The 20369-nt window shown below is 63.6% G+C and carries 18 protein-coding genes and 1 pseudogene; 10 read left to right on the top strand and 9 right to left on the bottom strand.

All coding sequences use genetic code 11. The features are described from left to right. Positions 1 to 27: 27 nt before the first annotated feature. The 3 genes and pseudogenes from rnk to cyaY form a co-directional block, all read right to left on the bottom strand. A complete protein-coding gene (rnk, locus tag AC3WLP_RS11890) occupies positions 28 to 438 on the bottom strand; it encodes a nucleoside diphosphate kinase regulator (protein WP_003253652.1) in 411 nt (136 codons plus the stop codon). A gap of 146 nt (positions 439 to 584) precedes the next feature. Then, positions 585 to 810 (bottom strand): annotated as a pseudogene (locus AC3WLP_RS11885) (DUF1289 domain-containing protein). A 1-nt stretch (position 811) separates the two neighbouring features. Continuing rightward, positions 812 to 1144 (bottom strand): iron donor protein CyaY, encoded by a 333-nt coding sequence (gene cyaY / locus AC3WLP_RS11880; RefSeq protein WP_004575827.1) that lies wholly within the window; start codon positions 1142 to 1144, stop codon positions 812 to 814. A gap of 239 nt (positions 1145 to 1383) precedes the next feature. Between cyaY and lptM the strand changes: the two genes are divergently transcribed. The 6 genes from lptM to AC3WLP_RS11850 are packed head-to-tail and all read left to right on the top strand — an operon-like array spanning position 1384 to position 6009. Then, a complete protein-coding gene (lptM, locus tag AC3WLP_RS11875) occupies positions 1384 to 1602 on the top strand; it encodes an LPS translocon maturation chaperone LptM (protein WP_014754810.1) in 219 nt (72 codons plus the stop codon). Between the two features lie 9 nt (positions 1603 to 1611). Then, on the top strand, positions 1612 to 2859 hold the full coding sequence (gene lysA / locus AC3WLP_RS11870; protein WP_010955746.1) for a diaminopimelate decarboxylase: 1248 nt from the start codon (positions 1612 to 1614) through the stop codon (positions 2857 to 2859). A 4-nt stretch (positions 2860 to 2863) separates the two neighbouring features. Then, positions 2864 to 3694 (top strand): diaminopimelate epimerase, encoded by an 831-nt coding sequence (gene dapF, locus AC3WLP_RS11865; RefSeq protein WP_003253647.1) that lies wholly within the window; start codon positions 2864 to 2866, stop codon positions 3692 to 3694. Between the two features lie 13 nt (positions 3695 to 3707). Next, on the top strand, positions 3708 to 4418 hold the full coding sequence (locus AC3WLP_RS11860; RefSeq protein WP_003253646.1) for a DUF484 family protein: 711 nt from the start codon (positions 3708 to 3710) through the stop codon (positions 4416 to 4418). Then, positions 4418 to 5317 carry a tyrosine recombinase XerC gene (gene xerC / locus AC3WLP_RS11855; RefSeq protein WP_003253645.1) on the top strand — a complete coding sequence of 300 codons (900 nt, stop codon included), beginning with the start codon at positions 4418 to 4420 and terminating at the stop codon, positions 5315 to 5317. The genes AC3WLP_RS11860 and xerC overlap by 1 nt, the downstream gene beginning before the upstream one ends. Next, positions 5314 to 6009, top strand: coding sequence for an HAD family hydrolase (locus tag AC3WLP_RS11850; protein WP_088512605.1), 696 nt, complete (start codon positions 5314 to 5316; stop codon positions 6007 to 6009). The genes xerC and AC3WLP_RS11850 overlap by 4 nt, the downstream gene beginning before the upstream one ends. A 180-nt stretch (positions 6010 to 6189) precedes the next feature. Here AC3WLP_RS11850 and sutA read toward each other — a convergent pair whose 3' ends face one another. The 3 genes from sutA to glnK form a co-directional block, all read right to left on the bottom strand. Then, positions 6190 to 6519: a dormancy-specific transcriptional regulator SutA gene (gene sutA / locus AC3WLP_RS11845; protein ID WP_003253643.1), complete on the bottom strand. Its 330-nt coding sequence runs from the start codon at positions 6517 to 6519 to the stop codon at positions 6190 to 6192. Between the two features lie 429 nt (positions 6520 to 6948). Further along, a complete protein-coding gene (locus AC3WLP_RS11840; RefSeq protein WP_010955751.1) occupies positions 6949 to 8280 on the bottom strand; it encodes an ammonium transporter in 1332 nt (443 codons plus the stop codon). Between the two features lie 47 nt (positions 8281 to 8327). After that, complete coding sequence (gene glnK, locus AC3WLP_RS11835) at positions 8328 to 8666, bottom strand: P-II family nitrogen regulator (RefSeq protein ID WP_002555808.1); 339 nt, start codon at positions 8664 to 8666, stop codon at positions 8328 to 8330. 518 nt (positions 8667 to 9184) lie between these two features. On the opposite strand from glnK, the gene AC3WLP_RS11830 reads away from it, so the two are divergent. Beyond that, complete coding sequence (locus AC3WLP_RS11830) at positions 9185 to 9451, top strand: accessory factor UbiK family protein (RefSeq protein WP_003253640.1); 267 nt, start codon at positions 9185 to 9187, stop codon at positions 9449 to 9451. Beyond that, positions 9452 to 9805, top strand: coding sequence for a gamma-glutamylcyclotransferase family protein (locus tag AC3WLP_RS11825; RefSeq protein WP_012054068.1), 354 nt, complete (start codon positions 9452 to 9454; stop codon positions 9803 to 9805). On the opposite strand, the gene AC3WLP_RS11820 is transcribed toward AC3WLP_RS11825, so the two are convergent. Then, entirely contained in the window at positions 9759 to 11834 is a 2076-nt protein-coding gene (locus AC3WLP_RS11820) for a DUF4034 domain-containing protein (protein WP_012054069.1), read from the bottom strand. The genes AC3WLP_RS11825 and AC3WLP_RS11820 overlap by 47 nt on opposite strands. Before the next feature lie 256 nt (positions 11835 to 12090). On the opposite strand from AC3WLP_RS11820, the gene AC3WLP_RS11815 reads away from it, so the two are divergent. After that, entirely contained in the window at positions 12091 to 13581 is a 1491-nt protein-coding gene (locus AC3WLP_RS11815; RefSeq protein WP_088512671.1) for a YifB family Mg chelatase-like AAA ATPase, read from the top strand. A gap of 67 nt (positions 13582 to 13648) precedes the next feature. Here the strand turns inward: AC3WLP_RS11815 and AC3WLP_RS11810 are convergent, their stop codons facing one another. Together AC3WLP_RS11810 and AC3WLP_RS11805 are read right to left on the bottom strand one after the other, a co-directional pair. Beyond that, complete coding sequence (locus AC3WLP_RS11810) at positions 13649 to 14017, bottom strand: response regulator transcription factor (RefSeq protein WP_012054073.1); 369 nt, start codon at positions 14015 to 14017, stop codon at positions 13649 to 13651. Beyond that, entirely contained in the window at positions 14014 to 15006 is a 993-nt protein-coding gene (locus AC3WLP_RS11805; protein ID WP_012054074.1) for a response regulator, read from the bottom strand. Before AC3WLP_RS11805 ends, AC3WLP_RS11810 begins: the two co-directional genes overlap by 4 nt. A gap of 239 nt (positions 15007 to 15245) precedes the next feature. On the opposite strand from AC3WLP_RS11805, the gene AC3WLP_RS11800 reads away from it, so the two are divergent. After that, positions 15246 to 20294 carry a trifunctional serine/threonine-protein kinase/ATP-binding protein/sensor histidine kinase gene (locus AC3WLP_RS11800; protein ID WP_088512607.1) on the top strand — a complete coding sequence of 1683 codons (5049 nt, stop codon included), beginning with the start codon at positions 15246 to 15248 and terminating at the stop codon, positions 20292 to 20294. The last annotated feature ends 75 nt before the right edge of the window (positions 20295 to 20369 follow it).

Here is a 20369-nt window from a genome sequence, read left to right as displayed (position 1 = left end):
ACGGGCCGCGAAACGGCCCCCTGGCCCTTACAGGTCGTAATCGCCCGCCGCCTCCGGCTGGTACTCCACTTCCAGCAGCTTCAGCTTGAGGGTCTTGCCCCCCGGTGCCGGCCAGTCGATCTGCTCGCCCACCGACAGCCCCAGCAAAGCGCAGCCAATCGGCGCCAGGATCGAGACCTTGCCTTCCGGCCCGGCATCCTTGGGGTACACCAGTGTCAGGTGGTAGTCCTTGCCGCTGGCTTCCTCACGGCAGTGCACCCGCGAGTTCATGGTCACCACGCCCGCCGGCACTTCCTCGTGACCGACCACCTGCTCGGCGCGGTCAAGCTCGTCCTGCAGGGCGAGCACACCCGGCGTACTCTCGTCGAGGCTGTCGATCAGACGCTCCAGACGTTGTACGTCCAATCGGGTGAGGATGAGGGAAGGCTTGGTGCTCATGATCCAGTCAGACTCCTTTGAACAGGCAGTTTTCAATGTGCAAATAAAGCAAAACCCCGCCCAAGGGCGGGGTTTGAGAAGGCTTTGGCGTCACCGACGCAGAACCCGACACTACCACAGCCGGGCAAATACTCAAGCCCCTGCGCTCAGTGTGCCTTAGCGCTGCTCGCGCAAGACCTGGGCCTCGCGGCAGATCTGACGGCGCCGTTCGTCATCGGCCGAGCGCCATTCGCGAATGTGCTCGACATGCCGATGGCAACCGGTGCACACCCGCTGTTCGTCCAGCCGGCATACGCTGATGCACGGTGACGGCACTGCAGGGCTGACGTTGCTATAAAGCGGCTTGGGCGGCCGGGCCTGGGCGCTACTCATGTCAGATTTCGTCGAAGTCCAGCTTCTCGCCGGCCCGCTCCCAGACGATACGCTCGAGCATTTCACCCAGCAACTCTTCGCTCTTTTCGCACACCCACTTGCCGCTGTCTTCGTCGTAATCGAAGTGGAAACCACCGGAGCGGTCGGCAAGCCACAGCTGGCGCAATGGCTCCTGACGGCTGAAGATCAGCTGGGCGCCGCCCTCGAACTTGACGGTCAGGACACCGGCGGAGTTCTCCATGTCCAGGTCCAGACCGCTCTCGTCGAACAGATCTTCCAGGGCCTGTTGGGTCGCGTCGACCAGATCATGGAAACGCGCTTCACTCAAACTCATTGCAGGAACCTCGAAATTGGCTGCGTTACAGGCAAGCCGGGCAAGATACGGGCGCTTGCCGCCGAATGCAAAGGTTTAGCCGTTGCGTTCACCGACCTCTTCGCGGGCAAGCCCGCTCCTACGGGGGGCTGCGCAGAGGCTAAGCATAGCCCGCCCGGCGGACCGGTCCTTGCATAGGCAAGCCGCCGGTCGCTCGGTATACTCGGGCGCAATACTGCATTTTTCTAAGGATTTCACCCATGAAGCGCCTGATTTCCTCCTTCGCGGCGCTGGTCGCTGTTGCCTGCCTCGTTTCGGCCTGTGGCCAGAAAGGCCCGCTGTATCTGCCTGAAGATGGCGATAACGGCAAAGCGCACACGTCGCACCAGCACCAGCCAAAAGCCAAGCCGGCCCCGGTACAAGAACAGCAGCCCGAGCTGCAGTCCGAGCCCGAGCCCGAGCAGTCGCCAGCGCAGTAAGGAAACCAGATGAACGCTTTCAACTACCGCGACGGTGAGCTGTTCGCGGAAGGCGTGGCCCTGTCGGCCATTGCTGAACGTTACGGCACCCCCACCTATGTGTACTCGCGCGCCCACATCGAGGCCCAGTACCGTAGCTACGCAGACGCCCTGCAAGGCACCGAGCACCTGGTGTGCTTCGCGGTCAAGGCCAACTCCAACCTTGGCGTGCTGAACGTGCTGGCGCGCCTGGGCGCAGGCTTTGACATTGTCTCCGGTGGTGAACTGGAGCGTGTACTGGCCGCTGGCGGGCGTGCCGACCGCGTGGTGTTCTCCGGCGTTGGCAAAACCCGTGAAGACATGCGCCGTGCCCTGGAAGTTGGCGTGCACTGCTTCAACGTCGAATCCACCGACGAGCTGGAGCGCCTGCAAGTAGTCGCCGCCGAAATGGGCAAGGTTGCCCCGGTGTCGCTGCGGGTCAACCCGGACGTCGATGCCGGTACCCACCCGTACATCTCCACCGGCCTTAAAGAAAACAAGTTCGGCATCGCCATTGCCGATGCCGAGGCCATCTACGTACGCGCCGCACAGCTACCGAACCTGGAAGTGGTCGGTGTCGACTGCCACATCGGCTCGCAACTGACCACCGTCGAGCCATTCCTCGACGCCCTCGACCGCCTGCTGGTGCTGGTCGACCGCCTGGCCGAGTGCGGCATACACCTGCGCCACCTGGACCTGGGTGGCGGTGTCGGCGTGCGCTACCGCGACGAACAGCCACCACGGGTGGCCGACTACATCAAGGCCATCCGCGAACGCGTGGGCGAGCGCGACCTGGCCCTGGTGTTCGAGCCTGGCCGCTACATCGTCGCCAACGCTGGCGTGCTGCTGACCCGCGTGGAATACCTCAAGCACACCGAACACAAGGACTTCGCGATCATCGATGCAGCGATGAACGACCTGATCCGCCCGGCCCTGTACCAGGCCTGGATGGGTGTCAGCGCGGTCAAGCCACGTGCAGGCGAAGGCCGTGCCTATGACCTGGTCGGCCCTATCTGCGAGACTGGCGACTTCCTCGGCAAGGACCGCGTACTCAACCTGGCCGAAGGTGACCTGCTGGCCGTAGAGTCCGCGGGCGCCTATGGTTTTGTCATGAGCTCCAACTACAACACCCGCGGCCGTTGCGCTGAAATCCTGGTCGACGGCGACCAGGCGTTCGAAGTACGCCGCCGCGAGACCGTCGCCGAACTGTATGCTGGCGAAAGCCTGCTGCCGGAGTAAGCCCATGCTGCTGCGTTTTACCAAGATGCATGGGCTGGGCAACGACTTCATGGTCCTGGACCTGGTCAGCCAGCACGCGCACATTCAGCCCAAGCACGCCAAGCAATGGGGTGACCGTCACACCGGCATCGGCTTTGACCAGTTGCTGATCGTCGAGGCGCCGAACAACCCGGAAGTGGACTTCCGCTACCGCATCTTCAACGCCGACGGCTCCGAGGTCGAGCAATGCGGCAACGGTGCGCGCTGCTTTGCCCGCTTTGTGCTGGACAAGCGCCTGACCGCGAAAAAGCGCATCCGCGTGGAAACCAAGAGCGGCATCATCGTGCTGGACGTGCAGAACGACGGCCAGGTGAGTGTCAACATGGGCCCGCCGCGCTTCATCCCTGCCGAAATTCCCTTTGTCGCCGATGCACAGGCGCCAAGCTACCCACTGGAAGTTGACGGCCAGTTGTACTCGATAGCCGCCGTGTCCATGGGTAACCCGCACGCCGTGCTGCGTGTAGACGACGTGTTTACTGCGCCTGTGCATGAGCTGGGCCCGAAGATCGAAAACCACCCACGCTTCCCACAGCGGGTGAATGCCGGCTTCATTCAAGTCATCGACCGCCACCGCGCCAACCTGCGCGTGTGGGAGCGCGGCGCCGGCGAAACCCAGGCTTGCGGCACCGGCGCCTGCGCCGCAGCCGTGGCGGCGATCAGCCAGGGCTGGATGGATTCCCCGGTGTCCCTCGACCTGCCCGGTGGTCGCCTGCACATCGAATGGGCCGGCCCCGGCAAGCCCGTGATGATGACCGGCCCGGCCGTACGCGTCTACGAAGGACAGGTTCGTCTCTAAACGAGTAACCGCCATGACCGATCAGCCCAAGGTTGTACCCAAGCAGTCCGCCGAGCTCGATGCCGAAGCGGTGGTCGCCTACCTGCGCGCCCACCCCACCTTCTTCGCCGAGCACGACGAGCTGCTGATCGAACAGCACATCCCGCACCAGCGAGGAGACAGCGTGTCGCTGGTGGAACGCCAGCTCAAGCTGCTGCGTGACCGCAACATCGAAATGCGCCATCGCCTGTCGCAACTGATGGACGTGGCCCGCGACAACGACCGGCTGTTCGACAAGACCCGCCGGCTGATCCTTGACCTGCTCGATGCCGGCAGCCTGGAAGAAGTGGTAATGGCGGTCGAAGACAGCCTGCGCCAGGAATTCCAGGTGCCCTTCGTCAGCCTGATCCTGTTCGGCGACAACGTCGCGCCGGTGGGGCGCTGGGTCAGCAATGCCGAGGCGCAGCAAGCCATCGGTGCCCTGCTGGGCGGTGGCAAGACCGTCAGTGGCAACCTGCGCGAGCACGAGCTGGCTTTCCTGTTCGGTGAAGAACAGCGCCGAGAAGTAGGCTCCAGCGCCGTGGCAGCTCTTGAGTACCAAGGGCTGCATGGGGTTCTGGCCATCGGCAGCCGCGACCCGCAACACTACAAGAGCAGCGTCGGCACCCTTTTCCTCGGCTATATCGCCGAAGTGCTCGGCCGCGTTGTGCCACGCGTTACCCAGACCCTGCGCTCGGTACGCTGATGAAACGCCAGCTGGAGGCTTATTGCGCACACCTGCGCAACGAGCGCCAGGTGTCGGAGCACACCTTGCTGGGCTACCGTCGCGACCTGGAAAAAGTCATCGCCTACTGCAAAGAACACGGCATTGCCGAGTGGCAGGCGCTGCAAATCCAGCAACTGCGCCAGCTGATCGCCCGCTTGCACCACCATGGCCAGTCCCCGCGCAGCCTGGCACGCCTGCTGTCGGCAGTACGCGGCCTGTACCGTTACCTCAACCGCGAAGGCCTGTGCCAGCACGACCCGGCCACCGGCCTGAGCGCACCCAAAGGTGAGCGTCGGCTGCCCAAGGTACTGGATACCGATCGCGCACTGCAGCTGCTCGATGGTGGCGTCGACGACGACTTCATTGCCCGGCGTGACCAGGCGATCCTCGAGCTGTTCTATTCCTCAGGCCTACGCCTATCGGAACTGACCAACCTCGATCTTGATCACCTCGACCTCGCCGCCGGCCTGGTGCAGGTACTGGGCAAGGGTGGAAAAGCCCGCGTACTGCCGGTGGGTCGCAAGGCTCGCGAGGCGTTGCAGGCCTGGTACCGCTTGCGCGGCATCGGCAACCCACGCGACCGTGCAGTGTTCATCACCCGCCAGGGCAATCGCATCAGCCCCCAGGCAGTTCGGCTGCGGGTAAAGGCCGCCGGTGAGCGTGAGCTGGGCCAACACCTGCACCCGCACATGCTTCGCCATTCCTTCGCCAGCCATGTGCTGGAATCATCCCAGGACCTGCGCGCGGTGCAGGAGATGCTCGGCCACGCCGACATCAGCACGACGCAAATCTACACCCACCTGGACTTCCAGCACCTGGCCGCGGTGTACGACAGCGCCCACCCTCGGGCCAAACGCAGCAAAGGCACAGACTCATGAGCATCAAGCTGATCACCTTCGACCTCGACGATACCCTGTGGGACACCGCGCCGGTGATTGCTACCGCGGAAGTCGTGCTGCGCGACTGGCTCGAGGCCAACGCACCCACCCTCGGCAGTGTGCCGGTGGAACACCTGTTCGCCATCCGCGAGCGCCTGGTGCAAGCAGAGCCCGGCCTCAAGCACCGCATCAGTGCCCTGCGCAGGCGCGTGCTGTTTCATGCCCTGGAAGAGGTCGGCTACAGCGAGCAGCACGCACAGACGCTGGCCAACGAAGGCTTCGAAGTGTTCCTGCATGCCCGCCACCAGGTGGAGATCTTCCCAGAGGTGCAGCCGGTACTTGAAATCTTGCGCCATCAATACATCCTGGGCGTGGTCACCAACGGCAATGCCGACGTCAGCCGGCTAGGGCTGGCGGATTACTTCCGCTTTGCGCTGTGCGCCGAGGACCTGGGCATCGGCAAACCAGACCCTGCACCATTCCTTGAAGCGTTGCGCCGCGGCGAGGTGGACGCGGGTGCGGCAGTGCACATCGGCGATCACCCTGGCGATGACATTGCCGGTGCCCAGCGCGCCGGGTTGCGGGCGGTGTGGTTCAACCCGCAAGGCAAGGCCTGGGCTGGCGATCAGGCGCCGGACGCCGAGATCCAGCGCCTGTCGCAACTACCTGACGTGCTTGCACGCTGGCGCTGACGGGGCCGCTTTGCGGCCCATTCGCGGGCACGCCCCCTCCCATAGGGACCGCGCAGGTCCTGAACCCTGTGGTGAACCTGTGGGAGCGGGCATGCCCGCGAAGAGGCCGGCACGGGCAACACAAAACCCACAGGCGTAAAAAAGCCCGCAGCGACGGCGGGCTTTTTTGCGATCAGCCACTCAGATAGGGCGGCTGCCGTACTTGTTGTCCGGCTTCTTGGGCGGGTCAGCGACCACGTTGGCCTCGACTTCCTGCACCTTGCCACCACGAGAAAGGAATTCTTCCATCGCCTTGGCCAGTGCATCACGCTCTTTCTGCTTGGCTTCCATGCTCGGCATCTCGTCTACCGAGACTGCTGCCTTGGATTTGCCCTTGGCAACGGGTGCCGGGCTGCTGTCGTCATCGCCAGCGTCTTCCACGCCGTCGTCAGCCGCCCCTTCAAGGACCTCATCACCCTCGTCTTCGTCGCCTACTTCGAGGTCATCATTTTCCAGATCGTCGTCGCTCATGTTCTACCTCATGACTTGCGAAAAGCAGGTTGGTTATAGACCAGTGCAGCCGTAGACCGGCAGCCACCAGTGAAAATTCAACTGGCCGTGGGTTAGGCCACTGCCCTTGGGTCGGCACTCCTGATGGGAGGCGGCACCCAGCAGGCCCTGCTCCTGGCAGGACCTGACAAATCCATTAGCCCCTGCTGGCCACACGCTATTGGCAAGCCTAGCAAAGGCTGGCGAAGTGTGTGGACTACTCGTCAAACACCCTTCGGCGCGCATTCTAGCGCGCCCGTGGAAAAAGCAAAGCACCATAAACGCCCTGTGGCTTGTAAGTTTTTTACCTACGTCACGAACGTGCCGAATAAACCGTTTGCCGTGCGGGAAATGCTGAAAAACTGGCAAAAAAATGCCCGGCAAGCCGGGCAATTTTTTACCGCGTCGCAGTTACAGGTTGTAGCCGCGTTCGTTGTGCTGAGCCAGGTCGAGGCCGACCGACTCTTCTTCTTCGTTGACCCGCAGGCCCATCACCACATCCAGCACCTTGAGAATCACGTAGGTGACGATGGCGGTGTAGACCACGGTGAAAATCACACCTTTGGCCTGGATCCAGACTTGCATGCCGATGTCGGTGACGGTACCGAAGCCGCCCAGCGCCGGGGCCGCGAACACACCCGTGAGGATGGCACCGATGATGCCGCCAACACCGTGCACGCCGAAGGCATCCAGGGAATCGTCATAGCCGAGTTTGCGCTTGAGCGTGGTGGCGCAGAAGTAGCAGAGCACACCCGAAACCAGGCCGATAATCAGCGCACCAATCGGCCCGACGGTGCCCGCAGCCGGGGTGATGGCAACCAGGCCAGCAACCACGCCCGAAGCGATGCCCAGAGCACTTGGCTTACCGTGACCGACCCACTCGGCGAACATCCAGCCCAGGGCGGCGGCGGCGGTCGCGATCTGAGTCACCAGCATGGCCATGCCGGCAGTACCGTTGGCGGCAGCAGCAGAGCCTGCGTTGAAACCGAACCAGCCGATCCACAGCATCGCTGCGCCCATCAGGGTATAGCCGAGGTTGTGTGGGGCCATCGGCGTGGTCGGGTAGCCCTTGCGCTTGCCCAGTACCAGGCAGCAGACCAGGCCTGCGATACCGGCGTTGATATGCACCACGGTGCCGCCAGCGAAGTCCAGTACGCCCCAGTCCCACATCAGGGCACCGTCACCGCTCCACACCATGTGGGCGATCGGCGCATATACCAGGGTGAACCAGATACCCATGAATACCAGCATCGCCGAGAACTTCATGCGCTCGGCAAAGGCACCGACGATCAACGCCGGGGTGATGATGGCGAACGTCATCTGGAAGGTGATGAACACCGCTTCAGGGAACAGCGCGGTGGCCGAGGTCAAGCTGTCAGGCGTGACACCGCTGAGGAAGGCCTTGGAGAAGCCGCCAACGAAGGAGTTGAAGTTGAGCACGCCCTTTTCCATACCGGCGGTATCGAAGGCCATGCTGTAGCCGTAGACGACCCAGAGAATGCTCATCAGCCCGGTGATTGCAAAGCATTGCATCATCACCGACAGCACGTTCTTGGATCGCACCATGCCGCCATAGAACAGGGCCAGGCCCGGGATGGTCATGAACAGCACCAGCGCCGTTGCGGTCAGCATCCAGGCGGTGTCGCCGGAATTAAGCGCTGGGGCAGCTTCCTCTGCCAGGGCAAGCCCAGGCATTACGAGGGACAATAGGGCTCCTAGCCCTGCGATCTTACGCAGAGTCATGTTGTTTTCTCCTGGGGCGTTGGGTTTGGTGAGGCTTTTTTTGCTGCTTAGATCGCGTCGGTATCGGTTTCGCCGGTACGGATGCGGATCGCCTGCTCCAGATTCACCACGAAAATCTTGCCGTCACCAATCTTGCCGGTGTTGGCTGCCTTGGTGATGGCTTCGATTACCCGATCAAGGTCCTTGTCATCGATGGCGACATCGATCTTCACCTTGGGCAGGAAATCGACCACATATTCAGCACCGCGATACAGTTCGGTGTGGCCCTTCTGCCGACCGAAACCTTTGACTTCGGTGACGGTGATGCCCTGCACGCCGATTTCCGACAACGACTCGCGCACGTCGTCCAGCTTGAACGGCTTGATGATGGCTGTGACTAGCTTCATGAAACTCTCTCCCGATTTGGTGGACTTGCCCCAGGAAAACAAACCCGTCTCAAGTCTAAGCGCAGCGGTTGGCTTTGTAACGCGTCGTCGGCATCCGGCTCCGCGTGCGCACTGCCTGGTCACAAGGAACTGCTTCAGTGCATGGCTCGTACAGGTCTTTGCAGAAACCTTGCCAGTTCGGACAAAGCGCCGAAAAACAGAGCGTTATGTGATTTTGTCGGGATTGGCCAGTCGCCAGCATCGGAAACATGCACAATTTCGGTGCGCCGAGGTGGAGCAAGCTGCGCGAAAAATGTGCAACTGATTGAAAACCGCACGCGATCTTTGTGGGAGCGGCCTTGCGTCGCGATGGGGCTGCGAAGTGCCCTACGATTTGTGCCTTGATGCCGATATTGCCAGGGCCGCTGTGCAGCCCAATCGCCACGCAAGGCCATTCCTACAAAGGCCAATGTGCACTCAGGCGCCAGGTTTGTGCGTGCTACACTGGCGGCCATTTCTCAGTTTCAGTGGACAGCCCCATGCTTGCGCCCAAAGCCCTTCTCGATGCCCTGAGCGACCAGGCCTCGCGCCTGTTCAGCAGCGATGCCGCCCAGCCCCGTGCGGAACTGGAAAGCCAGTTCAAAGTGTTGATGCAAGGTGCCTTCAGCAAGCTGGACCTGGTCAGCCGCGATGAATTTGACAGCCAGATGGTCGTACTGGCGCGCACCCGGGCGCGCCTCGAAGCCTTGGAAAAACAGGTAGCCGAGCTGGAAGCCCGGCTGAACCCAACTTCACAGGATGAATGAATGCAGCCCTCCAGCGCATACTCGGTACTGTTGTTTTCCTACGGCACCTTGCAGGATAAAGCCGTGCAACTGGCCAACTTTGGCCGTGAGCTGAACGGCCAGGCCGACCGTATGCCTGGCTACCGCATGGACTGGGTCGAGATCACTGACCCGGACGTACTGGCGACCAGCGGCAAGACCCATCATCCCATCGTTTCCCCCAGCAGCCAGGCCAACGACAGCGTGGCCGGTATGGTCTTCCAGATCAGCGAAGACGAACTGGCAGCGGCAGACCGCTATGAAGTTGCCGACTACAAGCGCGTCGCTGTCACCCTTGCATCGGGCCTGACAGCCTGGGTTTACGTGCGCGCCTGAGCCCGTCCGATGCGGGTTGAACCCGCAACGACTCGGCGTGGGTAAAGGTCTGTTTCGGTGGTAGCTCACTTGCATGCAGTGTGCCGCGGAACAATGCCGCCCCGCACTGAGTAAACAACGTCTTTACCCGACTGTGCGAATTGAGGACCTGGGCCTGGATATCACCAATGGCCGAATCCCTCGGTTGCAAGCTGGCCGCTCGGTTGACCCATTCAATGGCGGCAAAGCGGCTTTGCTTGCGGGTGCCACGTCCCTGCATCCAGGCCAGCCCCAGTTCGGCGCTGGCACGCCCTGCAAGCCACGGGTCCGGGTGCTCGACCAGGCTCAGCAGGTAAGCAACCGCCTCACTTCGCTCCTGCGCCTCACCAAACCGGCGTAACAAAATCCCCAGGTGTAACCGCGCACACGCATTGGTCTGCCCGTAGCCCAGCGCGTCGACAAGCAGGCGTCTGACCGCCAGCATGGCACTGCGCTCGTTCAAATCCTCATCGCCGTCCATGCGCAGGCAGGCCAGGTTGTATTTGGCCTGCCTGCTGCCCGTCTCCACCGCACGCTGCAGCCAGTACCCGGCTGCCTCGTCATCCAGGTAATGCGCCGGGGTGTTGGCCAGGCCGCCATGGTGCAGCTCATACAAGGCCAGGGCAGCACCCGGCAGGTTCAGTTCGGCGCAGCGTTCATACAGGTAGCAGGCCACTTCATGCCGGTTGGCTGCCCACAGCAATCGCGCCACTTCAAGCACTTCGAACCCCGGTGCCTGGCCCGCGAACTGGCGACTTACCGCCCGTTGCAACCATAGCCTTGCCTGCTCGGCCGAGCTTGGCAGCGCCCACAGCCCGAAACGGTGCCCGACAGCACGTAATGCACAGGCAGCAGCATGTGAAACGCCGTCACACAGGCGCTCAATGGCGCTGTGTAACAGTTGCCTCTCATCTGCCATGCCATTGCGCAGTATCAGCTCAGCCAAACAGCGAAACGGCACGCCCATGGCGCGGATGGCGCCGAGATCGGCATTGCACGCCAAGCTCGCGGCAAAGTCGCGCATAGCGCCAGCATGGTCGCCGGATGCCCTGCTGCGCAGCGCCCCCCGCCATGCCAGAACGACAGCACGTTCCCTGGGCCTCAACGGGCGTTGTGACCAGTCTTCGAACACGTGCTGCCAGTCGGCGACGGCCTGCAACGGATAAGCTTGTGGCAGCATCAGCCGGCCTTCGACGGCCATCCAATGCAGCGCATTACGCAAACGCTCGTCCCAGGTTGCGCATAACGGGCCATTGACCAACAGCTCGAACGCATCGAGGCTGCCGCCCCAGCGGGGCAGCAGGTACACAGCAAGGGCCTGGATCGCTTCGAAGCAGCCGGGGCGGGCGATCAGCGCATGGCGCAGCCAGTAATAGCGAGGGTCCTCGCTTTCATGGTCGACCCGCTTGCCCAGGTAGCGCGGCAGCGACTGAGGCAGCTCGGCCACGGGCAACAGCCCATGCCTCACCAGCAACGGCGCTGCAGCTTCCTGTACCTCTACATCGGCATGGGCACTGGGCCTGAAGCGTGCAGGCTCCCCCTGAAACAGTTGCAGCAACCAACCAGGCTCATGGAACTGCGCACTGATGCGCAGCATGCCAATGGCCGCTGCCACGGGGTGCGCAGAGCGGTCCATTGCAAGCAACAGGTGCGCAGTGGCGGATTCACAAATTTGCGCGACCGCCAGCAAGCGTGCAGCGTTGCGTGGGCCATCAACCTGCACCTGGCAGGCCCGGTGGAAGCAGTGCATACCCATTACCACTTGTGGGTGGTAAGCCCTGGGGCACGCGTCAATCCAGGCTCTGAGCACTTGGCTCAGGGCCTTGTCACTCAGGTTTTCCTGGTCGAGCAGCATGTGCCCTTCGATGGCCGCCAGGTAGGCCGGGAACTCGCCGGACGGGGCCTGACGCCACTGAGCCTCGAGCCTGTCGAAAAAGCGGTTGAGTTCAATGAATGCACTGGCCTGCACCAGTTCGCGGATTACCTGGCGCGTGCGGGCGAGCGTTTGCACGGAGCAATACCTCAAGTCCATTTGAAAGAAGACGCAGGGCCATCCCATGGCAACTGCGGTTACCCAACAACACTAAGTCATACCTGACGACTGCGCAAAACCTATTGGATCCATTTTTGCCGAAGCCCATGAAAACGCAGGGAAAACCCCTGCCCTGAAAAACCACGACGCACACTTGTTGCGCCTGCCGTGGCAGCACTGGCTATTCTTTGCCCAGCCGCAGGAAGCGGCATTTTCCAGCAACAACGGAGTGTTCATGTCCCTAGCCCTCGTCCACAGCCGCGCCCAGGTAGGCGTGCAGGCACCGGCGGTCAGCGTCGAAACCCACCTGACCAACGGCCTGCCTCATCTCACCCTGGTCGGCCTGCCGGAAACCACAGTCAAGGAAAGCAAGGACCGGGTGCGCAGCGCCATCGTCAACTCCGGGCTGAAGTACCCGCAGCGGCGCATTACCCAGAACCTCGCCCCCGCCGACCTGCCCAAGGATGGCGGCCGATATGACCTGGCCATCGCCCTGGGCATCCTCGCCGCCGACGGCCAGGTGCCGATTGCCACCCTGGTCGATATGGAATGCCTGGGCGAACTGGCGCTGTCGGGAAAATTGCGCCCGGTGCAGGGCGTGCTGCCTGCAGCACTGGCGGCACGCGAAGCAGGCCGGGCGCTGGTGGTACCACGGGAAAATGCCGAGGAAGCCAGCCTGGCCGGCGGGTTGGTGGTGTATGCGGTGGGCCACCTGCTGGAGTTGGTCGCCCACCTGAACGGCCAGGTGCCGCTGCCGCCCTACGCAGCCAACGGCCTGATCCTGCAGCAACGCCCCTACCCGGACCTGAGCGAAGTGCAGGGCCAACTGGCAGCCAAGCGTGCCTTGCTGCTGGCTGCGGCCGGGGCGCACAACCTGTTGTTCACCGGGCCGCCCGGCACCGGCAAGACCTTACTCGCCAGCCGCCTGCCCGGGCTGCTGCCACCGCTGGACGAGCACGAAGCGCTGGAAGTGGCGGCAATCCAGTCGGTCAGCGGGAAAGCGCCGCTGAACAGCTGGCCACAGCGCCCCTTTCGCCACCCCCATCACTCTGCGTCCGGCCCGGCGCTGGTCGGTGGCGGTAGCCGACCGCAACCAGGTGAAATCACGCTCGCCCATCAGGGCGTGTTGTTTCTCGACGAACTTCCGGAGTTTGAGCGGCGCGTACTGGAAGTGCTTCGCGAGCCATTGGAGTCAGGTGAAATCGTGATTGCCCGTGCCCGCGACAAAGTGCGTTTCCCCGCGCGCTTCCAGCTGGTGGCGGCGATGAACCCCTGCCCTTGCGGCTACCTGGGCGACCCCACTGGCCGCTGCCGTTGCAGCACCGAGCAGATCGCGCGCTATCGCAACAAGCTGTCCGGGCCACTGCTGGACCGCATCGACCTGCACCTGACCGTGGCTCGCGAGAGCACTACATTGAACAACCAGCCTTGCGGTGAAACCAGTGCCGATGTCGCCGTCAGGGTGGCTGAAGCGCGGGAGCTGCAGCACAGGCGACAAGGGTGTGCGAATGCATTTCTCGACCTTGAAGGTTTAAGGCATCACTGTGGGTTGGTAGCGGCGGACCAAGTCTGGCTGGAAGGGGCCTGCGAGCGGCTGACCTTGTCGCTACGCGCGGCGCACCGGTTGTTGAAGGTGGCGCGGACGTTGGCGGACCTGGAGGGATGCGAGACGATTGGCCGGACGCACCTGGCCGAGGCCCTGCAGTACCGGCCGGGGAGCAGTTAGATTGCCAGGGCTGTGATGCCCCCTGCAGGCGCGGGTTTACCCGCGAAGAGGCCGGCACAGCCATACCTCACTGACCGCCAGCCAAAGCCTCTTCAACCACCTTCAGCAGCACCTCTTCAGAAAACGGCTTGCCCAGGCAGGCCAGTGCCCCAAGGCCCATCGCTGCCCGTACCGAGCCATCATCCCAATGTGCCGACATGCAGATCACCGGCAAGCGCCTCCCCCGCTGTGCCAGCTCACGCTGTACCTCCAGCCCGCTCATCCCCGGCATCTTCAGGTCCAGCAACACACAACCCGCCTCGCCCGCCAGTGGCGAGGCCAGGAATGCGTGCCCGGCGGAAAACGACAAGGTCTCGAACCCCGCCGAGCGCAGCAGGTTGGCCAGGCTTTTGCGCACCGAGGCATCGTCGTCGACGATGCACACCCCTCTGTTCATGCGCCGCCCAGGCTCGCAGTCCGCGCTCCGAGGAGGTTGTGCATGGCCGCAAGCTCCAGCAGCGAGCGGGACTGCATCTTGTTCATGATGTTCTTCTTGTGAACCTTGGTCGTCACCTCGCTGGTGCCGATCTGCCTGGCGATCTGCTTGTGCGACAAGCCGCCTGCCACCAGCGAGAAGACCTGGCGCTCACGCTGAGTCAAGCGCTGGTACTTTTCCTCGACCTGCCGCGCCTGCAGCCACTTGCGGCCTTCGGCCACGGCCCGGGCGCGCACTGCCTGCAGCAGGGTCAGCAACTGGTCTTCATCGAACGGCTTGGTCAGAAACTCCACCGCGCCGGCGCGCATGGCCTGGACGGTCATCGGGATGGTGCCGAAACCAGTCATGAACACAATCGGCCAGGGCAGCGCCAGCCGGCACAGCGCATCCTGTACCTCCAAGCCGCTTGTACCCGGCAAGTGCATGTCCAGCAGCAGGCAGGCACAGGGGGTTTCCAGGTGGGCCTCGAACAGCGCCTCGGCACTGGCAAACAAGTGGTGCGGGATATCCTGCGAGCGCAACAGCCGGCCCAACGCGGTGCGCACCGACGGGTCGTCATCCACCACCAGCACCGGCACATTCACGCGCTCATCGAGCGGCTCGACAGTCTCGGCCAGGCTGCGCAGCAATGACCTGCCCAGTGCCTGACCAGGCACCTCGAGGCTGATCTGCGCGGCCAGGCGATAGCCCCGGCGCGGCACGGTCTGGATCAGGCTACGGTCGCCAAAGGCCTTGCGCAGCAAGGACACCTGCACCTGCAAGTTATTGTCCTCGACCACCGTGCCGGACCACACCTGGCTGAACAACTCGTCCTTGCCGACCACGCGGCCCTTGGCCCTGATCAGCGTGGCCAGCACGTCGAAAGCGCGCCCACCCAACAGGATCGGCTTGCCGTCGACAAAGACTTCGCGCCGCTCCAGCGACACCTGGGCATTGCCTATTCGGATCATGGCTTCCTCGCGCGGGCACAGGCGTTTTCGCTGTCCGGGGCAGCCTAGGCCAGCGTACGCGTTCAGACAATTATCCCGAGGGATAGGTTGGCCAAAGGACTATACAAAAGCCCGCCAGCCCTCAGGGGACGATAACGGACAACAGCGTGCCCGTTCCTGCCAAGCAGGCTGTAACCCGCATCCACGCTGGGCCCGCTGCGTATACTCGCGCCTCAGGATGTCGCTAGCGGGGGTGCTTTATGCTCGATGAACGCCTTGCCCACAGGCCCATCGATTACGACCAGTCAATCGACGAGGGCTGGCTGAAGCGGTGCGAGATCAGCGCGCTGGGCCAGGAAGGTGAGCTCAGCTATTTCCGCCTGCGCGACCCCGCTTCACATCAAGCCTGGATCGCCGTGCGCGCGCCGCTCGAGGCACCTTCCGCCTGTCAGCGCCTGGAGCGTGACTACCGCCTGCAACTGGACCCGCAGTGGGCGGTGATCCCCTCGGCGTTCGTGCGCTCGGCCGAAGGCCCCTTGCTGGTGTACCCGGCCGGGCGCTCAGTCGCCGACCTGATCGCTGAAGGCCCTGCGGCGCTGGAGCCGTTTCTCGACATCGCGGTGAACGCGGCCCATGCGTTGGCGCAAGCGCACGAACGCAATGTGCTGCACGGTACATTGCAGCCCGAACATGTGTGCCTGCGCGCCCACCAGCGGGTGCGCCTGGGCTTCTTTCGCGCCGACCCGGCAGAGCGGATCAGCGAACAGGGCACCCCGCTCGGCAACTGGGCCTACCTGGCGCCGGAGCAGGTTTGCCCGCACGGTAGCAGCAGCGACCGGCGCAGTGACATCTATGCCCTGGGGGCAATCCTCTACCAGTTACTGGTAGGCGAGCTGCCGCTGGCCGGGCGCGACACCCAGCACTGGCGACAGCTGCATGCCGGCGTGCAGCCGCGGGCGGCCAGCGAAGTGGACAGCAAGGTGCCGCCCCCCCTCAGCCTGGTCCTGGCAAAGGCCTTGGCCAAAGAGCCGGACGCCCGCTACCAGAGCGCGCGCGCCTTTGCAGTGGACTTGGCTCACTGCCAGCGGCAGTGGGCCGCCCACAAAACCATGGCACCCTTCACCCCAGGCTGCGCCGACCCGGTAGCGCCCGACCACGCACGCCTGTATGGCCGCAGCGCCGAGCAAAAGGCAATCACCCTGCTGCTCAAGGCCTTGCATCGCGACAGCAAACCACAAGCCCTGGTCATCAACGGCGCTACTGGCATGGGCAAGTCGAGCCTGGTCAAAGCAGCTCTCAAGGACAACGCCGAAGGTTACTGGGCCGTCGGCACGTGCAACAGCCACGCCCAAGCAGTGCCCTACACGCCCTGGATCGAAATACTCGGTGCCCTGACTACCCAGTTGCTGGCCAAGAACAGTCAGGACCTCGTCACCCTGCGCCGCGAAATCCAGCGCCGTATCAAAGGTCACGGTCGTCTGCTCGGCAAGCTGGCCCCGGACCTGCAACTGATTCTCGGCCCCCTGTCCCAATTACCCGCCAAGCCCACGCGCCTTGTGTTGCAGAAGGAGCTGCACGCGATCATTGAATTCCTGCAGGTTTTCAGCCGACCTGGCCAACCGCTGGTGCTGTTCTTCGACGACCTGCAATGGGCCGACGACGCCACCCGGCACCTGTTGGCCCAACTGCTGGCTGAAGCGCCGGCCAACCTGCTGCTGATTTTCACCCGGTGCAACGATACGCCCACCACCAGTGCACCGCTGGCCATACCCGCAGCGGTGCGCAGCACCACGCTGAACCTGCGGCCGCTGGCCGTTGGAGCGGTGGCCGAGCTGATTGGCGAGCGCTTCCATGTTGCCCCCGAGGCCGCATTTCAACTGGCCGAGCGGGTGCATGGCAAGACGGCGGGCAACCCGTTTTTCATCAACCAGATTCTCAGGGCCATGGTCGAAGACCAGCTGTTCATCTTTGACACCCAGGCCATGCGCTGGTCATGGTGCCTGCAGGCCGTGGCCCGGCACTGCTACTCCGACAATGTCGCCGACCTGATGGTCCACCGCCTGGAGCGCCTGCCGGCACCGCAACGCGACCTGTTGCGGGTCGTCAGCGCGGCGGGCAGCCACTGCGATGAACACCTGCTTCGGCAAGTGCTCGCCCAACCGCCAGTCGAACCCTTGAAAGCCTTGATTGGCGCCGGCTTCCTGCAACCGGGCCAGAATGGCCTGGGCTTTACTCATGACCGGGTGATGGAGGCCGCTTATGCACTCACGCCCGTGCACCAGCGCGCCTCGCTGCATGCACGTATCGCCCTGGCCATGCGCCGGGCTTGGCCAGGCCACATGCACGAGGTGCTGTTCGAGCTCGCCAGCCAGCTACAACGCGCCACCCCATGCGGGTTTGCAGCGGATGACTGCGAAGCGTTCCTGCAGCTTTTACGCGAAGCCGCATCACGCGCACGCGACGCCGGCACCTTCGAGCAGGCCGCTGGCTACCTGCACACTGCCGAACAGTTGCTGCAGCACAGCGCCACGCTGGAAAGCCGCGCCACGCATGGCTTTGCCATCGCCTGCATGGCGACGGAGTGCGACATGCAACTGTCACGAACGCTCGCGGCCGAGGCCCGCCTCACTGAATGCCGCCAGCGTGCTCGCTCGGTGTTGGACCAGGCACGGGCGTGCCGGCTGCAGGCACTGCTGTACACCTTGCGCGGTGACTATCAGGCGGCCATCGACAGCGCCCTGGCCGGCCTGGACTTACTGGGTATCAGCCCGGTGCGGGGCCTCGACTGGCAACAGGTCGAGGCCAGTCATGCCCATGTGCAGGCGTTGATCGAACAGAAGGACCGGCATTGCCTGGAGTCACTGCCGCGCACCGATTCGGAGGAAGTGACGGTTGCCATCAGCCTGCTGGCCACTCTGTCATCATCCTTCTTCGTGAAGGACGACATCAGCTTCCTGCACCTGGCCAAGCTCATGGAGATGTCGCTACTGCACGGCGTTGCCCCTGGCAGCACCTACGGCATGGCCTGGTACGGCGTGATGATTGCCGAGCGTTTTGGCGCTTACCATGATGGCCATGCCTGTTGCCTGGCCGCGCTCAAGCTGATCGAACGGCACGGTTTCGACGCTGATCTGACCAGCGCGCTGCTGGCCCTGGACCAGGTCAGCGCCTGGACCTCGCCCATGGAATTCGCCCGACGTACCGCGCTGGACGCGGTCGACTCGGCGCACCTGAGCGGTGACCTGGCGATGAGCTGCTATGCCTGCAACCACCTGGTTTCAGATTCGCTGTTCATGGGCCGCTACCTGCCGGACGTGGTCGAGGAAGTGGCGCAAGGCCTGGCCACTGTGCGTCGCCACGGCTACGGCGATATCGAGCAGATCCTGCTGGCCCAGCAAGCGTTCGTCGCCAACCTGAGCGGCATGCCCTGCCCGGCCCCGGCCACTGCCTCGAGATCTCCCACCACGCGGTTCTTCCAGCACCTGTTCGCCGCCATGTGCGCCTTCTACATGGGCAATATCCCGAAGGCCATGCGCGACCTGGCATTGGCCGGTGACAACAGCTGGGCGGCACCGGCGCACATCAACCTGGCTGACTATCATCTGTTCCGCGGCCTGGCCCTGGGCAGCCCCGAGGCCCCGGGCAGTCTTGCCGACAAGCTGCGCCAGTTGCAGGCCCTGCGCGAGCGCTTCAGCCGCTGGGCCGGCTTCAACCCGGCCACCTTCCGCAGCAAGCAGTTGCTGATCGAGGGCGTCATCGCCAAGCTCGAAGGCGACGGCCTGGCCGCGATCCGCTGCTTTGACCAGGCGCAAATCGCCGCCACCGCTGCCGGTTTCATCCACGAGCAGGCACTGGCCCACGAACAGCTGGCCGAGGTGTGCATCCCCAGCGGCCTGATCTCCGGCGCCAACCTGCACCTGCGTATCGCCCGCGACTGCTTCCATATCTGGGGCGCGACCGGCAAGGTGCACCAGCTTGAGACATTGCATCCGTTTCTGCGCACCCAGCCGATTCAGGAGACCTACCGTGCCACCCACCAGGCCAGGCTGGACCTCGAAGCCGGCATCGAAGCCGCGCGGGCGCTGTCCGAGGAAGTGCTGCTCGAAGGCCTGATCGAAACCCTGATGGGCCACCTGACCCAGCACTCCGGCGCCGACCATGGCGCGCTGCTGATTGTAAGCGGCGCCGAATTCCAGATGGCCGCCCTGGCCTACATCGACGATGCCGGGCTGCACGTGAGCATGGACAACTGCCAGAAGTTCATGACCCAGGCACCGCTGTCAGTCATCAACACCACCATGCGCACCCGCAAACCGCTGGTGCTCAATGATGCCCTCAGTGAGTGCCCGGAGGCCTTCCGCCAACAGCTGCAGGCGCGCAACGCCCGCTCGGTGCTGTGCCTTCCGCTGGTGATCCAAGGCGTGCTGATCGGCCTGGTGTACCTGGAAAACCGCCTTGTGCCCAACCTGTTCGGCGGTCAGCGCCTGGCCATGCTGGAAATCCTCGCCTCACAGGCAGCGGTGTCGCTACAAACGGCCAAGTTCTACACACGCCTGGCCGAAGAAAACCAGATCCGCGCACAGATGGAGGCTGAGTTGCGCCGCTCGCGTGCGGAACTGGCGCGCAGTGCGCACTTGCAGGCGATGAATGAGCTGTCAGCGTCCATCGCCCACGAGATCAGCCAACCGCTACTGGGCATCGCCTCCAATGCCGCAGCCAGCCTACGCTGGTTGAAACGCCCCAATCCCGACCTGGAAGAAGCAATTGCCGGCCTGGAAGACATCCGCAACGACAGCGAACGGGCCGGCAACATCGTGCGGGCGCTGCGGTCCCTGGCCAAGCAGTCACCGATGCAACTCAAGGCGGTGAAGCTGGACGAATTGATCCGCGAGGTGGTGCGCCTGACCTCGGCCGACGCCGCCAAGGGCAAGGTGGATGTGCAGACGCAGCTGAAGGCCGGGGTGTGCGTGACAGCCGACCCGGTGCAGTTGCAGCAGTTGGTGTTCAACCTGATTACCAATGCCCTGGAAGCGTTGGCGGGGTATCGCTGTGACGGGGTGCTGAAGATTACGTCGGCGGTAGTCGAGGACGAGGTGGAGATCTGCGTGGACGACAACGGGCCGGGGATCGCGGCGGACGAGCGTGAGCGCGTATTCGATGCGTTTCATACCACCAAGACCGGTGGCATGGGGATGGGCTTGGCGATCTGCAGTTCGGTCGCTCAGGCCCACGGCGGGCAGCTGCAGGCGCTGGTGTCGCAGTTGGGTGGATGCCGGATTCGTTTCAGTCTGCCTGTGCATCACGCATAGCCTGTGCCGGCCTGTTCGCGGGTAAACCCGCGCCTACAGTCGGCGCGGCCATTGTAGGGGCGGGTTTACCCGCGA

This window comes from Pseudomonas sp. FW305-E2 (assembly GCF_058782925.1).
Note: the sequence above shows the minus strand (reverse complement) of the source record. Positions and strands in the feature narration are given on the sequence as shown.